Origin of the sequence: Rhizobium mongolense subsp. loessense, from assembly GCF_900099775.1 — a bacterium.
Classification (GTDB): Bacteria; Pseudomonadota; Alphaproteobacteria; order Rhizobiales; family Rhizobiaceae; genus Rhizobium; species Rhizobium loessense.
Genome location: NZ_FMTM01000006.1, coordinates 14,346 through 27,852 on the forward strand (window position 1 = coordinate 14,346; position 13,507 = coordinate 27,852).

A 13,507-nucleotide genomic window follows, 5' to 3' on the forward strand; every position below is an offset into this window, starting at 1 on the left:
TTACGCCGAGCCGCTCTCCGGCCCTGTGAGCCCTATGTAAGTTGGCCGATGCCGATTGCAAATGGGCCGGTTTTTCTGCCGCTACACTTCTGGATATTTTAGGGAACGCCTGATAAGGAACGCCGTCATTCCTGATGGAGCAGCCATATGGCCGAGACTGCAACAAGCCGCATGGGCAATGTTTCCCGCAAAACGAACGAGACTTCGGTTTCCGTTTCCGTCAATCTTGATGGTAGCGGCAAAGCCAAGATCTCGACGGGCATCGGCTTCTTCGACCATATGCTCGATCAGCTTTCGCGACATTCCCTGATCGATATGGAGATCGAGACGAAGGGCGATCTGCATGTCGACGATCACCACACCGTCGAAGATACCGGGATTGCGATAGGCCAGGCGATTGCAAAAGCGCTCAGCGACCGTCGTGGCATCACCCGCTATGCTTCGATAGACCTTGCCATGGACGAGACGATGACGAAGGCAGCCGTCGATCTTTCCGGCCGGCCGTTCCTTGTCTGGAACGTCGCCTTCAGCGCGCCGAAGATCGGCACCTTCGACACGGAACTTGTCCGCGAATTCTTCCAGGCACTTGCGCAGAACGCCGGCATCACCTTGCATGTATTGAACCATTATGGTGCCAACAACCACCATATTGCAGAGACCTGTTTCAAGGCCGTTGCCCGCGCGCTGCGCATGGCGACAGAGATCGATCCAAGACAGGCGGGCCGTGTTCCCTCGACGAAGGGCACGCTCGTCTGAGCCCCTTCAGGGAGCTTGAACGATATGACTTCCAGCTATCTGGTTTTGACGGCTCCGGGAGGAACGGATGTCACCCATGAGAAGACGCGCGTCATCCGCGACGGCTTCACGCTGCTCGGCTTTCTCTTTCCCTGGCTATGGCTTCTTGTACACCGGCTTTGGCTCCATGCGATTGCAGCATTCCTGCTTCAGGCCCTCGGCGGCGTTTTAATGGACCGGCCCGGACTCTGGCCGGCAGGCTTTGCGATCACGCTCGGCACTTGCATCCTAGCCGGCTTCGAGGGCCAGAACCTGCGAATCCGAAATCTCGCTTCCAAAGGCTGGAACGAGGAAGCCGTGATTACGGCAGATTCACTTGCGACAGCGGAAGAGATCTTTTTTTCGAATATCGAGACCAATGCCGATGGCGACCGCATGCCGGCGCCGGAGTGGGAGCGACATCCGCATTCCCCCAGCCGCCATGGCAATACGACTTCGCTTGGTCTCTTTGGGTTTAACGGAGGACGCTGATGCGCGTCGCAATTATCGACTACGGCTCGGGCAATCTGCGCTCGGCAACGAAGGCTTTCGAACGCGCCGCGCGCGAGGCAGGCATCGACGCCCATATCGATCTGACGGACAAGGCCGAGAATGTCGCCTCGGCCGACCGGGTCGTGCTGCCGGGTGTCGGTGCCTATGCCGATTGCCGCCACGGGCTCGATGCCGTTCCCGGCATGACCGAGGCGCTGATCGAAGCGGTTGAGAGGAAGGCAAGGCCGTTCCTCGGTATCTGCGTCGGCATGCAGCTGATGTCGTCGCGTGGCCTTGAAAAAACGGTGACGGAAGGTTTCGGCTGGATTCCTGGAGACGTCGTTGAAATGACACCGGACGATCCCGACCTCAAGATTCCGCAGATCGGCTGGAACACGCTCGACCTTCGGCATCCGCATCCGCTCTTCGAAGGCATTCCGACAGGGCCTGATGGCCTGCATGCCTATTTCGTGCATTCCTACTATCTGGCCGCGGGAAACGCCGGCGATGTCATCGCCACGACGGAGTACGGCGGAGCGATGACGGCCTTCGTCGGACGCGACAACATGGCAGGTTCGCAATTCCATCCGGAGAAGAGCCAGAAGCTCGGTCTCGCCCTAATCACCAATTTCCTGCGCTGGAAGCCTTAGGCTCGCGCAGACCGCAAGGACTGAACCAACATGATCCTATTTCCCGCCATCGACCTCAAGGACGGCCAATGCGTTCGCCTGAAGCTCGGCGATATGGAACAGGCAACGGTCTACAACGCCGACCCTGCCGCACAGGCGAAAACTTTCGAAGACCAGGGCTTCGAATGGCTGCACGTTGTTGACCTCAACGGCGCCTTTGCCGGCGAAAGCGTCAACGGCGCGGCCGTCGACACGATCCTCAAGGCAACGAAGAATCCGGTGCAGCTCGGCGGCGGCATCCGAACCCTGTCGCATATCGAAAACTGGCTCTCCCGCGGCCTGACACGTGTGATCCTCGGTACGGTTGCCGTTCGCGATCCGGCGCTGGTCATCGAGGCCTGCAAGCAGTTTCCGGGCTGCGTCGCCGTCGGCATCGATGCGAAGGGCGGCAAGGTGGCCGTGGAAGGCTGGGCGGAAGCCTCCGAGCTTGGCGTTGTCGAACTTGCCAGGAATTTCGAAGGTGCCGGCGTGGCAGCAATCATCTACACGGACATCGATCGCGATGGGATCCTGACCGGAATCAACTGGACCTCGACATTGGATCTTGCCGATGCCGTTTCGATCCCGGTGATTGCCTCGGGCGGGCTCGCTTCGATCGAGGATGTGAAGCGCATGCTGCAGCCCGACGCCCGCAAGCTGGAAGGTGCCATCTCCGGCCGTGCGCTATATGATGGACGTATTGATCCTCAGGAAGCCTTGGCGCTGATCAAGGCGGCGCGGGAGAAGGAAGACACACAATGACCCTGAAAGCCCGCGTCATCCCTTGCCTCGACGTCAAAGACGGCCGTGTCGTCAAGGGCGTCAATTTCGTCAATCTGATCGATGCCGGCGATCCGGTCGAGGCTGCGAAAGCTTATGATGCTGCCGGCGCAGACGAGCTCTGCTTCCTCGACATCACGGCCTCATCGGACAATCGCGAAACGATCTTCGATGTCGTTTCCCGCACCGCCGATCAGTGCTTCATGCCGCTGACTGTCGGCGGCGGCGTGCGCAGCATCGGCGATATCCGCAAGCTGCTGCTCTGCGGTGCCGACAAGGTCTCGATCAATTCGGCGGCCGTGAACAATCCGGACTTCGTCGCTGAAGCTGCCGACAAGTTCGGCGACCAATGCATCGTCGTTTCGATCGACGCCAAGCGACGGCGCACGCAGGCTGTTGGCCAGGACAATTTGAGCGCCTGGGAAATCTATACCCACGGCGGCCGCAACGCGACCGGCATCGATGCCGTGGAATTTGCACAAAGGATGGTTGCCCGCGGCGCCGGCGAGCTGCTTGTCACCTCGATGGATCGCGATGGCACGAAAGTCGGCTACGATCTTGAGCTCACAAGGGCGATCGCCGATTGCGTCCGCGTGCCCGTGATTGCATCGGGCGGCGTCGGCGATCTCGACGACCTGGTTGCAGGCGTGAAGGATGGGCATGCCAATGCCGTGCTTGCTGCCTCCATCTTCCATTTCGGCACCTATTCCGTCGGCGAAGCGAAGCACTATATGTCTTCGCATGGCATCGCGATGCGCCTCGACTGATTGAAAGCGACAGTATGACCGGATTTTCCCTTTCCGATCTGGAAAAGATCGTCGACGAGCGGTCGAAGGCCTCACCGGATGAATCCTGGACGGCGAAGCTCGTTGCCGCCGGGCAGCAGAAGGCAGCAAAGAAACTCGGCGAAGAAGCCATTGAAGCCGTCATGGCTGCTGTAGCGGCGGATCGCGCCAATCTCACCTACGAGGCGGCCGACCTCCTCTATCACCTTTTGGTCGTATTGAAGATAGCAGGCATTCCGTTGCAGGATGTGATGGCTGAGCTTGAGCGGCGCACGGCTCAATCCGGCGTCAATGAAAAGGCCAGCCGGCAGAGTTCATGAGTATCGCGACGCAAATTCTTGGGGCGCCAGAAACGCTCGATCACTTCCAGGCGAATTCCTATTCGCCGTATAATTTCTTTTCTTCCGAGGAATGGGCGAAGTTCCGCGCCGACACGCCGCTCACGCTAACAGCCGAGGAGGTCGCGAGACTGCGCTCGATGGGCGATCCGGTCGACCTCGACGAAGTGCGGCGCATCTACCTCTCGCTGTCGCGTCTGCTCTCCTCACATGTCGAATCATCGCAATTGCTCTTTGAGCAGCGCAACCGGTTCCTGAGTTTGTCCGACGTGACGAAAACGCCATTCGTCATCGGCATCGCCGGCTCCGTCGCCGTCGGCAAATCAACGACCGCGCGTATCTTGAAGGAACTCCTGCGGCGCTGGCCATCGAGTCCGAAGGTCGACCTGATCACGACCGACGGCTTTCTGCATCAAAACGCAGTGCTCGAGCGGGAAAACCTGATGCAGCGCAAGGGTTTTCCCGAAAGCTACGACACAGGCGCCATCTTGAAATTTCTCTCCGCGATCAAAGCCGGTCAACCGAATGTGAAAGCGCCCGTCTATTCTCATCTGGTCTATGACGTCGTTCCGAACGAATACACGATCATCGACCGGCCCGACATCCTGGTTTTCGAAGGCATCAATGTTCTGCAGTCGCGCGACCTTCCGGCCGATGGCAAGATCGTGCCGATGGTTTCCGACTTCTTCGATTTCTCGATCTACATCGATGCCGAAGAAGAACTGATCCACAACTGGTATGTCACACGCTTCATGCGTCTGCGCGACACCGCCTTTCGCGACCCGAATTCCTATTTCCATCGCTATGCCTCGATCAGTGAGGCGGAAGCGCTTTCGATCGCCGAAGGGCTTTGGGCCAACATCAACCTCAAGAATCTCCGGCAGAACATCCTCCCGACCCGCCCACGGGCTGATCTGATCCTGCGCAAGGGTGAAAACCATCTCATCGAGCAGGTCGCGCTAAGGAAACTTTAGCCGGATTCACGGATCCACACGCCTTAACGTCAGGTTGATCCGCCCGCCATTCTTGAGCAGCGTCGAAGTCGCCGGATAGATGCGGTCGACGCCGTGAAAGCGTAGACGCCCTTCGCCCCCAAGCACCACGATGTCGCCGCTGGCGAGTTTGACCGACTGGGTGCGGGCTGTCCGGGAAAGCCCGCCGATGCGGAAAAGACAACTGTTGCCGAGCGAGATCGAGACGACAGGCGCATTCAAATCCTGCTCGTCCCTGTCTTGATGCAGGCCCATTTTTGCGTCGTCTGAATAGAAATTGATCAGGCAAGCCTGCGGCGGTTTTTCGTAGTCGGAAACGTCGTTCCAGATGTCGAGCAAGACGTCCGGCATCGCCGGCCATGGCCTGCCGGTGACAGGATGTGTCGATTGATAGCGGTAGCCGCGCTCCTTATCTGTGACCCAGCCCAGTGGACCGCAATTGCTCATCCGGACCGACATCGGTTTGCCCGTGCTCGGCATCATGGGCACGAAAAGCGGAGCCTCAGCGACAATGCCGCGGATCATTTCGACGAGCGCTTGCTGCCGGGCCCGGTCCAGATATTCCGGGAAGTGACAGACGCCCGTCGAAAGCTCCGGCATATCACTCTCCACCGGGACGGCTGCGCATCTTCTTTACCTCGGCGCGGCCGGATTTTTCCTTCAGGCGGCGTTCGATCGAGCCTTTGGTCGGTTTCGTTTTCTTGCGCGGCGGCGGTGGGGGCTTGGCAGCCTCAAGGATCAGATCCTTGAGGCGTTCTCGCGCATCCTCGCGGTTGCGATCCTGGCTGCGAAAGCGGCTTGCCTCGATCATCAGCGCGCCCTCATTCGACATGCGCTTGCCGGCAAGCTTTATGGCATTGGTCTTGACACGATCGGGAAGCGAAGGTGAATTTTGGATATTGAAGAACAGCTGGACGGCCGTCGAAACCTTGTTGACATTTTGGCCGCCGGGACCGCCAGCCAGAACGAATTGTTCCGTCAGCTCCCATCCAGCGATGGTGATCCCCTCGTTGATATAGAGCGCGTCGCTGGCCATGCGGCTTCTATCTCATATCCGCGGGAATTTTGAAACACGCAAAGAAAAACCCGGCGGAATGGGCCGGGTTTCACGTGAATCATCAATATTTTAGGACCTATTCGGCCGCAGCCTTGATGCCGGGCGCCGCATCGCGCACGCCGCCGTCGACATGTGCCTCAAACTTCGCGAAGTTCGAAATGAACATGGAGACGAGCTTTTCTGCCTGAATATCGTAGGCTGCACCGTTGGCCCACGTGGAGCGCGGATCGAGAATACCGCTTTCCACGCCGGCGACGGTAACAGGCACCGCGAAACCGAAATTCGTATCAATGCGGAAATCTGCCTTGGCCAGTTCGCCGGAGAGCGCTGCCGACAGCAAAGCACGCGTGGCCTTGATCGGCATGCGCTTGCCAGTACCGTAAGCACCACCCGTCCAACCGGTATTGACAAGCCAGCATTGAACACCGTGGCGATGGATGAGTTCTTTCAGCAAATTGCCATATTCGGCCGGATGACGCGGCATGAACGGCGCACCGAAACAGGTCGAGAATGTCGCTTCCGGTTCCGTCACTCCCTTTTCCGTGCCGGCGACCTTTGCGGTGTAGCCGGAAAGGAAGTGATACATGGCCTGATCCGGCGTCAGACGCGCGATCGGCGGCATGACGCCGAAAGCATCCGCCGTCAGCATGATGATTGTCTTCGGATGAGCGGCAAGGCCTGTCTTCGAGGCATTGGGAATGAAATCCAGCGGATAGGCGCAGCGCGTGTTTTCCGTCAACGAGCCATCGTCGAAATCCGGCTGGCGCAGGTCGTTGAGCACGACGTTTTCCAGTACCGTGCCGAAACGCTGCGTTGTCGCGTAGATTTCCGGCTCCGCCTCCGCCGAAAGACGGATTGTCTTGGCATAGCAGCCGCCTTCGAAGTTGAAGATGCCGTTTTCGCCCCAGCCATGCTCGTCGTCTCCGATCAGGGTGCGCGACGGATCAGCCGACAGCGTCGTCTTGCCGGTGCCTGAGAGGCCGAAGAAAACCGCAGAATCGCCATCCGGGCCGACGTTCGCCGAGCAATGCATCGGCATGACACCCTTTGCCGGCAGCAGGTAGTTGAGTACGGTGAAGACGGATTTCTTCATCTCTCCAGCATAAGACGTGCCGCCGATCAGCACGAGACCGTTCGTAAGGTCGCATGCAATTACCGTCTCGCTGCGGCAGCCGTGACGCTTCGGATCGGCCTTGAAGCTCGGTAGATCGATGATCGTCAGTTTCGGCACGAAGCCTGCAAGGGCAGAAAGCTCCGGACGGATCAGAAGATTGCGGATGAAAAGCGAGTGCCAGGCAAATTCCGTCACGACACGCGTCGGCAGCGAGTAGTTCTTATCGGCGCCGCCGATCAGGTCCTGGGCGAAAAGCTCCTTGCCGGCGGCATGCGCCAGCATATCCTGATGCAGCAAGGCAAAGTGCTCCGGAGACATCGGCTTGTTGTTGTCCCACCAGATTTCTGCGTCCGTCTTGGCATCGCGAACGACGAATTTGTCGCGTGGGGAACGGCCGGTATGTTGTCCAGTCAATGCACGAAGGGCGCCTTGGGCCGTCAGTTCGGCTTCACCGCGGCGAATCGCTTCTTCATAAAGGGAGGCGGCGGTGAGGTTATAGTGAGCGCTCTTTGCGTGTCCCAAACCAATCGTCGCCAGCGTCATCGCCGGGTTGTGAATTCCGAACGTCTCCATGGCTTTTCCTTTCGTCCAAGGCTCCCGCCGTTAAAACTAAGAGGAAAACTAAGGTGGCCAATTTTAAAATGCAATAGTGTTAAATGGCGAAAATATAATGATATCAAATAATTAATCGATTTAAATTTCCTTAGTGTATTTTAAATCGTTTGAATTACAGGTTTTGGATTGGTTCTTGCCGCGCCATGTGCGACCACCTTTCGCACATTGCCGCAATGCTTGCCCTTTATCTTTGCCACAATTTGTTCCACCTTTATCCTCCATAAGCGCATCCGGTCGTAGGGCCGGCCTGGGGACATCAAAAATTCCTGGAGATGCGCATAGATGACGGAGACGAACACCATGGCGACAATCGCGCTCGTTGACGACGACCGCAACATCCTGACTTCCGTGTCGATTGCACTGGAAGCCGAAGGATACAAGGTCGAAACCTATACGGATGGCGCCTCGGCCCTCGATGGCCTTATAGCGCGCCCGCCGCAACTCGCTATCTTCGATATCAAGATGCCGCGCATGGATGGAATGGAGCTCTTGCGACGGTTGCGGCAGAAATCCGATATGCCGGTGATTTTCCTCACCTCCAAGGACGAGGAGATCGATGAACTGTTCGGCCTGAAGATGGGCGCCGATGACTTCATCACGAAGCCATTCTCCCAGCGACTGCTCGTGGAACGGGTCCGCGCGGTGCTTCGCCGTGCTTCCAGCCGGGAAACAACGACGGTTGCTGGCGCTGGCGCCGCGCCAAAAACGGGCGCTGCCCAGCTCGCGCGCTCACTCGAACGCGGCCAGCTTGTCATGGACCAGGAACGCCATACCTGCACATGGAAGAGCGAACCGGTGACGCTGACGGTAACCGAGTTCCTGATCCTTCACTCGCTCGCACAGCGGCCAGGCGTGGTGAAAAGCCGCGACGCGCTGATGGACGCGGCCTATGACGAACAGGTCTATGTCGACGACCGTACCATCGACAGCCACATCAAGCGGCTTCGCAAGAAATTCAAGATGGTCGATACCGACTTTGATATGATTGAAACGCTTTACGGAGTGGGATACCGCTTCCGCGAAGCAGCCTGACGCCTGTCGGCGCGGCGCATGAGTATTGTCGAGGGCTGGAGGCGGGAGACCGCCACGCCCTCCGAAAGGGCCTGTCGTTGGCACAGTTGGTGCAGGAAAGGGATCTGGATGACGCGGAAGGCTTAAGCGGCCGCCGTGTCAGGGGAAGGCGCTGGTCGCATCCCTTCACCATCATTCGCCGCATCTTCGGCAATGCGGTCTTTTCGAGCCTGACGCGCCGCATCCTCTTCTTCAATCTCGCAGCACTGCTCGTCCTTGTCGGCGGCATTCTTTACCTGAACCAGTTTCGCGAGGGCCTGATCGACGCCCGCGTCGAGAGCTTGCTGACGCAGGGCGAAATCATCGCCGGTGCGGTTTCGGCATCGGCCTCCGTCGATACGAACTCGATTACCATCGATCCGCAGAAGCTTCTCGAGCTGCAGGCCGGGCAGAGTATTACGCCCGTCCCGAATGATGAGGATCTTGAATTCCCGATCGATCCGGAAAAGGTAGCACCGGTTCTCAGACGGCTGATTTCGCCCACGCGCACGCGTGCCCGCATCTTTGATGCCGATGCCAACCTGCTTCTCGATTCGCGCCATCTCTATTCGCGAGGTCAGGTCTTGCGCTTCGATCTGCCGCCGGTGGTGGAGGAAGAAAAGCAGACTTGGGCCGAATGGCTTACAACGCTCTTCAACAAGGCGCTCCAGCCTGGGAATCTGCCGGTCTACAAGGAAGCGCCGGGTGGCGACGGGTCGATCTATCCGGAGGTGATGAATGCGTTGACTGGAGTGCGCGGCGCCGTTGTACGCACCACCGACAAGGGCGCACTCATCGTCTCTGTGGCTGTCCCGATCCAGCGTTTTCGTGCCGTTCTAGGCGTTCTGCTGCTTTCGACGCAGGCCGGTGACATCGACAACATCGTCCATGCCGAACGCTTGGCGATCATGCGCGTCTTCGGTGTGGCGACACTCGTCAACGTTCTGTTGTCGCTGGTTCTCTCGTCGACGATCGCCAACCCGCTTCGCCGTCTTTCGGCTGCGGCGATCCGCGTCCGGCGCGGCGCAAAGGAGCGCGAGGAAATTCCGGATTTCTCAGCCCGCCAGGACGAGATCGGCAACCTTTCGATCGCGCTCCGCGAGATGACCACCGCACTTTATGACCGTATCGATGCGATCGAAAGCTTTGCCGCCGACGTCAGCCACGAGCTCAAGAACCCACTGACCTCGCTTCGCAGCGCCGTGGAAACGCTGCCGCTAGCCAAGTCGGACGATTCCAAGAAGCGGTTGATGGATGTGATCCAGCACGACGTCCGTCGCCTCGATCGTCTCATCAGCGATATATCCGACGCCTCGCGCCTCGATGCCGAACTTGCCCGTGTCGATGCCCGATCCGTCGATCTCGAGCTATTCCTCAGCGATCTGGTTGAGGTTTCAAGGCAGATTCGCCACAAGAACAAAGAGGTACAGATCGAGCTTGCGATCGAACGCAAGCCCGGCGTTAAGACCCGTTTCGTCGTCAATGGTCATGATCTCCGTATCGGCCAGATCATTACCAACCTCATCGAGAACGCCCGCTCCTTCGTTCCGGATGAGGGCGGCAAGATCACCGTCCGGCTGTTCCGCACACGTTCGCGCTGCATTGTCTATATCGAAGACAATGGTCCGGGCATCCAGGCTGAAAATATCGACCGCATCTTTGAGCGCTTCTACACCGACCGGCCCGAGTCCGAAGGGTTCGGGCAAAATTCCGGTCTTGGCCTGTCGATCAGCCGTCAGATCGCGGAGGCGCATGGCGGCTCGCTGCGTGCCGAAAACATCATCGATGCAGAAACCGCACAAGTGCTTGGCGCCCGCTTCATTCTCGCCCTGCCCGCAGTCTCGGTGTCATCATGACGGCCGCCACTTTCAACATCAACGCCACGGCGATCGTCGTCAACAAGACCGGCCTGCTCTTTGTTGGCCCCTCCGGCTGGGGTAAGTCCATGCTGGCATTCACGTGCATCACGGAAGCCAAACGGATGGGACTGCCCGCCTCATTGGTCGCCGACGATCAGGTATTTCTGTCGAGACGCGATGGACGGGTGATCGCTGAGCGGCCTTCCGCAATCTCTGGTTTGATCGAGCTGCGCGGTACCGGCATCGTCAAGTGCGAAAGCGTCCCGCTCGCCCCGATGCATTATGCCGTGTTGCCCGGCAGTACGTCGGGCGAAAATCGTCTACCGCCTGACAACGACGTCGCGCAATTCGCAGACGGCTTTTCGCTACCGGCCCTGCGCTTGCTGCCAAACGCTCCAGTACCTCTCGCGATTTTGATGGCAAAGGCACCGGACATCGGCCGATAATGCCTGCTGCACAGGCGCATTCGCCGCATATGTCTGCATTTTTATCTTGCACTTCGGCTTTTGATGGCCAAGATGTGCCCCCACCGGTGGACGCGATTGCTGCGTTGCGATATTGGGGCCACCGTTTATATGCCATTGGGAGCAGTTGAATCATGATCGGACTTGTGCTTGTCACTCATGGCAAGCTGGCTGAAGAGTTTCGTCATGCTGTAGAGCATGTCGTCGGTCCTCAGAAATTTATCGAGACGGTCTGCATCGGCCCCGAAGACGATATGGATCAGAGACGGCAGGATATCCTGCAGGCGGTCTCTAGCGCGGACGATGGCCACGGCGTCGTCATCCTGACCGATATGTTCGGGGGTACTCCTTCCAATCTCGCTATTTCGGTCATGAGCAGCGGTCATACCGAAGTGATTGCCGGCATGAACTTGCCGATGCTGATCAAGCTTGCTGGCGTGCGTGGCGAAAACAACATGGAAAAGGCGCTCATCGAAGCGTCGGAGGCCGGGCGCAAATACATCAACGTCGCCAGCCGCGTTCTGAGTGGAAAATGATGAAAACAAGTCCCGCCATGACCTCGTTTTCCCGGGAACTGCTTATCGTCAACAAGCGCGGCCTTCACGCGCGCGCCTCCGCCAAATTCGTCCAAATGGTCGAAACATTCGACGCTGCCGTTACTGTCTCCAAGGACGGAATGACGGTCGGCGGCACCTCGATCATGGGCCTGATGATGCTTGCCGCGAGTCCGGGCACAACCGTTCTCGTTTCCGCGAGCGGCAACCAGGCCGCCGAAGCGCTGAACGCATTGGATCAGTTGGTCCAGGACAAGTTCGGCGAAGAAATGTAGGCCTTCCGGGCTTCATATAAACATATAAAGACTTCTTTATATCCTTATTGCCATCGCCTGCGAAGCCTGCTACACGGCGAGCATGGCCGTGCGTCAATGCACGCGTTCGAGCTATCGCGCCGTCAACTGCGCGCTTGATTATGAGACGCTTTTCAGCTGGAGACCTCGATGAGCACTGAAAAAGATTATGTCGTCGCCGATATCGGTCTGGCGGATTTCGGCCGCAAGGAAATTTCGATCGCCGAAACTGAAATGCCGGGCCTCATGTCTTGTCGCGCCGAATTCGGCCCGTCAAAGCCGCTGAAGGGCGCGCGCATCACCGGCTCGCTGCACATGACGATCCAGACGGCCGTTCTGATCGAAACGCTCGCGGCGCTCGGCGCAGAAGTCCGCTGGGCTTCCTGCAACATCTTTTCGACCCAGGACCATGCCGCTGCCGCAATCGCCGCATCCGGCGTACCGGTTTTTGCCGTCAAGGGCGAGTCGCTCGAAGATTACTGGGTCTACACCGACAAGATCTTCCAGTGGGCCGATGGTGGCCTCTCCAACATGATCCTCGACGATGGTGGCGATGCCACCATGTACATCCTGCTCGGCGCGCGTGCTGAAGCCGGCGAAGATGTGCTCTCGCACCCGCATTCCGAAGAAGAAGAGATCCTCTTCGCACAGATCAAGAAGCGGCTTGCCGCTTCACCGGGCTGGTTCACGAAGCAGCGCGATGCGATCAAGGGTGTCACGGAAGAAACCACAACCGGCGTCAACCGCCTCTATCAGCTCAGCCAGAAGGGTCTGCTGCCCTTCCCGGCGATCAACGTCAACGACTCGGTCACCAAGTCGAAATTCGACAACAAATATGGCTGCAAGGAATCGCTGGTTGACGGCATCCGACGCGCCACCGACGTCATGATGGCCGGTAAGGTTGCCGTCGTCTGCGGCTACGGCGACGTCGGCAAGGGTTCGGCGGCATCGCTTTCCGGCGCCGGCGCCCGCGTCAAGGTGACGGAAGCCGATCCGATCTGCGCGCTGCAGGCAGCGATGGACGGTTACGAAGTCGTGCTGCTCGAAGACGTCGTCTCGTCGGCTGATATCTTCGTCACCACGACCGGAAACAAGGATGTCATCCGCATCGACCATATGCGTCAGATGAAGGACATGGCGATCGTCGGCAATATCGGCCACTTCGACAATGAAATCGAAGTCGCGGCACTCCGTAACCTCAAGTGGACGAATGTAAAGCCGCAGGTCGATCTGATCGAGTTTCCGAAGGGCAATCGCATTATCCTTCTCTCGGAAGGCCGCCTGCTCAATCTCGGCAACGCAACAGGCCATCCGTCCTTTGTGATGTCGGCCTCCTTCACCAACCAGACGCTGGCGCAGATCGAGCTCTTCACCAAGCCCGGTCAGTATGAAAATAAGGTCTATATTCTGCCGAAGCATCTCGACGAAAAGGTTGCCCGCCTGCACCTCGACAAGCTTGGCGTGAAATTGACGCAGCTTTCTGAAGAACAGGCCGCCTATATCGGCGTTTCGCCGAAGGGTCCTTTCAAGTCCGACCACTACAGATATTAATCTCCGCAACAATATCCACAACATCTTGGGGATGCCGCATTGACAAATGCGGCATCCCTATTTTTTGGAACCCACCTTCCCGCCGATTCCCTTCCGAAGTATTGTTCTAGAACTCGATTCG

Annotated in this window: 16 protein-coding genes; 13 read left to right on the forward strand and 3 right to left on the reverse strand. The window is 58.3% G+C overall.

The window, feature by feature from the left end; all coding sequences use genetic code 11:
• Positions 1-147 precede the first annotated feature (147 nt).
• Genes hisB through coaA form a run of 7 tightly spaced genes read left to right on the forward strand, consistent with a single transcriptional unit; the run spans position 148 to position 4,811 of the window.
• Positions 148-756, forward strand: a complete 609-nt coding sequence (gene hisB, locus BLP23_RS19480; protein WP_092586515.1) for an imidazoleglycerol-phosphate dehydratase HisB — start codon at positions 148-150, stop codon at positions 754-756.
• 24 nt (positions 757-780) lie between these two features.
• Entirely contained in the window at positions 781-1,266 is a 486-nt protein-coding gene (locus BLP23_RS19485; protein ID WP_092586516.1) for a DUF2628 domain-containing protein, read from the forward strand.
• Positions 1,266-1,916: an imidazole glycerol phosphate synthase subunit HisH gene (gene hisH, locus BLP23_RS19490; RefSeq protein WP_092586517.1), complete on the forward strand. Its 651-nt coding sequence runs from the start codon at positions 1,266-1,268 to the stop codon at positions 1,914-1,916. Before BLP23_RS19485 ends, hisH begins: the two co-directional genes overlap by 1 nt.
• Before the next feature lie 30 nt (positions 1,917-1,946).
• Complete coding sequence (gene hisA / locus BLP23_RS19495; RefSeq protein WP_092586518.1) at positions 1,947-2,696, forward strand: 1-(5-phosphoribosyl)-5-[(5-phosphoribosylamino)methylideneamino]imidazole-4-carboxamide isomerase; 750 nt, start codon at positions 1,947-1,949, stop codon at positions 2,694-2,696.
• Positions 2,693-3,481 carry an imidazole glycerol phosphate synthase subunit HisF gene (gene hisF, locus BLP23_RS19500; RefSeq protein WP_092586519.1) on the forward strand — a complete coding sequence of 263 codons (789 nt, stop codon included), beginning with the start codon at positions 2,693-2,695 and terminating at the stop codon, positions 3,479-3,481. Before hisA ends, hisF begins: the two co-directional genes overlap by 4 nt.
• A 14-nt stretch (positions 3,482-3,495) precedes the next feature.
• Positions 3,496-3,819, forward strand: coding sequence for a phosphoribosyl-ATP diphosphatase (locus BLP23_RS19505; protein ID WP_092586520.1), 324 nt, complete (start codon positions 3,496-3,498; stop codon positions 3,817-3,819).
• Entirely contained in the window at positions 3,816-4,811 is a 996-nt protein-coding gene (gene coaA, locus BLP23_RS19510) for a type I pantothenate kinase (protein WP_092586521.1), read from the forward strand. The genes BLP23_RS19505 and coaA overlap by 4 nt, the downstream gene beginning before the upstream one ends.
• A 6-nt stretch (positions 4,812-4,817) precedes the next feature.
• Here the strand turns inward: coaA and BLP23_RS19515 are convergent, their stop codons facing one another.
• From BLP23_RS19515 to BLP23_RS19525, 3 genes are all read right to left on the reverse strand, one after another.
• Positions 4,818-5,429, reverse strand: a complete 612-nt coding sequence (locus BLP23_RS19515; protein WP_092586522.1) for an alpha-ketoglutarate-dependent dioxygenase AlkB family protein — start codon at positions 5,427-5,429, stop codon at positions 4,818-4,820.
• A gap of 1 nt (position 5,430) precedes the next feature.
• Positions 5,431-5,865 carry an alternative ribosome rescue aminoacyl-tRNA hydrolase ArfB gene (gene arfB / locus BLP23_RS19520; protein WP_092586523.1) on the reverse strand — a complete coding sequence of 145 codons (435 nt, stop codon included), beginning with the start codon at positions 5,863-5,865 and terminating at the stop codon, positions 5,431-5,433.
• Positions 5,866-5,962: 97 nt separating this feature from the next.
• On the reverse strand, positions 5,963-7,573 hold the full coding sequence (locus tag BLP23_RS19525; protein ID WP_092586524.1) for a phosphoenolpyruvate carboxykinase: 1,611 nt from the start codon (positions 7,571-7,573) through the stop codon (positions 5,963-5,965).
• Positions 7,574-7,915: 342 nt separating this feature from the next.
• Here BLP23_RS19525 and BLP23_RS19530 point away from each other — a divergent pair, with 342 nt between their 5' ends.
• From BLP23_RS19530 to ahcY, 6 genes are all read left to right on the forward strand, one after another.
• Positions 7,916-8,647 (forward strand): response regulator transcription factor, encoded by a 732-nt coding sequence (locus tag BLP23_RS19530; RefSeq protein ID WP_194730257.1) that lies wholly within the window; start codon positions 7,916-7,918, stop codon positions 8,645-8,647.
• A 77-nt stretch (positions 8,648-8,724) separates the two neighbouring features.
• Positions 8,725-10,521, forward strand: a complete 1,797-nt coding sequence (locus tag BLP23_RS19535; protein ID WP_092586525.1) for a sensor histidine kinase — start codon at positions 8,725-8,727, stop codon at positions 10,519-10,521.
• Complete coding sequence (locus BLP23_RS19540; RefSeq protein ID WP_092586526.1) at positions 10,518-10,970, forward strand: HPr kinase/phosphorylase; 453 nt, start codon at positions 10,518-10,520, stop codon at positions 10,968-10,970. The genes BLP23_RS19535 and BLP23_RS19540 overlap by 4 nt, the downstream gene beginning before the upstream one ends.
• Before the next feature lie 152 nt (positions 10,971-11,122).
• On the forward strand, positions 11,123-11,524 hold the full coding sequence (locus BLP23_RS19545) for a PTS sugar transporter subunit IIA (protein ID WP_074066135.1): 402 nt from the start codon (positions 11,123-11,125) through the stop codon (positions 11,522-11,524).
• 17 nt (positions 11,525-11,541) lie between these two features.
• Positions 11,542-11,817 (forward strand): HPr family phosphocarrier protein, encoded by a 276-nt coding sequence (locus BLP23_RS19550; protein ID WP_039846553.1) that lies wholly within the window; start codon positions 11,542-11,544, stop codon positions 11,815-11,817.
• Positions 11,818-11,985: 168 nt separating this feature from the next.
• Entirely contained in the window at positions 11,986-13,386 is a 1,401-nt protein-coding gene (gene ahcY, locus BLP23_RS19555) for an adenosylhomocysteinase (protein WP_092586527.1), read from the forward strand.
• The last annotated feature ends 121 nt before the right edge of the window (positions 13,387-13,507 follow it).

What these genes read in the sequence shown, in the direction of transcription:
- hisB (WP_092586515.1), top strand. Translation starts at nt 148, where the DNA reads ATGGCCGAGACTGCAACAAGCCGCATGGGCAATGTTTCCCGCAAAACG.
- BLP23_RS19485 (WP_092586516.1), top strand. Translation starts at nt 781, where the DNA reads ATGACTTCCAGCTATCTGGTTTTGACGGCTCCGGGAGGAACGGATGTC.
- hisH (WP_092586517.1), top strand. Translation starts at nt 1,266, where the DNA reads ATGCGCGTCGCAATTATCGACTACGGCTCGGGCAATCTGCGCTCGGCA.
- hisA (WP_092586518.1), top strand. Translation starts at nt 1,947, where the DNA reads ATGATCCTATTTCCCGCCATCGACCTCAAGGACGGCCAATGCGTTCGC.
- hisF (WP_092586519.1), top strand. Translation starts at nt 2,693, where the DNA reads ATGACCCTGAAAGCCCGCGTCATCCCTTGCCTCGACGTCAAAGACGGC.
- BLP23_RS19505 (WP_092586520.1), top strand. Translation starts at nt 3,496, where the DNA reads ATGACCGGATTTTCCCTTTCCGATCTGGAAAAGATCGTCGACGAGCGG.
- coaA (WP_092586521.1), top strand. Translation starts at nt 3,816, where the DNA reads ATGAGTATCGCGACGCAAATTCTTGGGGCGCCAGAAACGCTCGATCAC.
- BLP23_RS19515 (WP_092586522.1), bottom strand. Translation starts at nt 5,429, where the DNA reads ATGCCGGAGCTTTCGACGGGCGTCTGTCACTTCCCGGAATATCTGGAC.
- arfB (WP_092586523.1), bottom strand. Translation starts at nt 5,865, where the DNA reads ATGGCCAGCGACGCGCTCTATATCAACGAGGGGATCACCATCGCTGGA.
- BLP23_RS19525 (WP_092586524.1), bottom strand. Translation starts at nt 7,573, where the DNA reads ATGGAGACGTTCGGAATTCACAACCCGGCGATGACGCTGGCGACGATT.
- BLP23_RS19530 (WP_194730257.1), top strand. Translation starts at nt 7,916, where the DNA reads ATGGCGACAATCGCGCTCGTTGACGACGACCGCAACATCCTGACTTCC.
- BLP23_RS19540 (WP_092586526.1), top strand. Translation starts at nt 10,518, where the DNA reads ATGACGGCCGCCACTTTCAACATCAACGCCACGGCGATCGTCGTCAAC.
- BLP23_RS19545 (WP_074066135.1), top strand. Translation starts at nt 11,123, where the DNA reads ATGATCGGACTTGTGCTTGTCACTCATGGCAAGCTGGCTGAAGAGTTT.
- BLP23_RS19550 (WP_039846553.1), top strand. Translation starts at nt 11,542, where the DNA reads ATGACCTCGTTTTCCCGGGAACTGCTTATCGTCAACAAGCGCGGCCTT.
- ahcY (WP_092586527.1), top strand. Translation starts at nt 11,986, where the DNA reads ATGAGCACTGAAAAAGATTATGTCGTCGCCGATATCGGTCTGGCGGAT.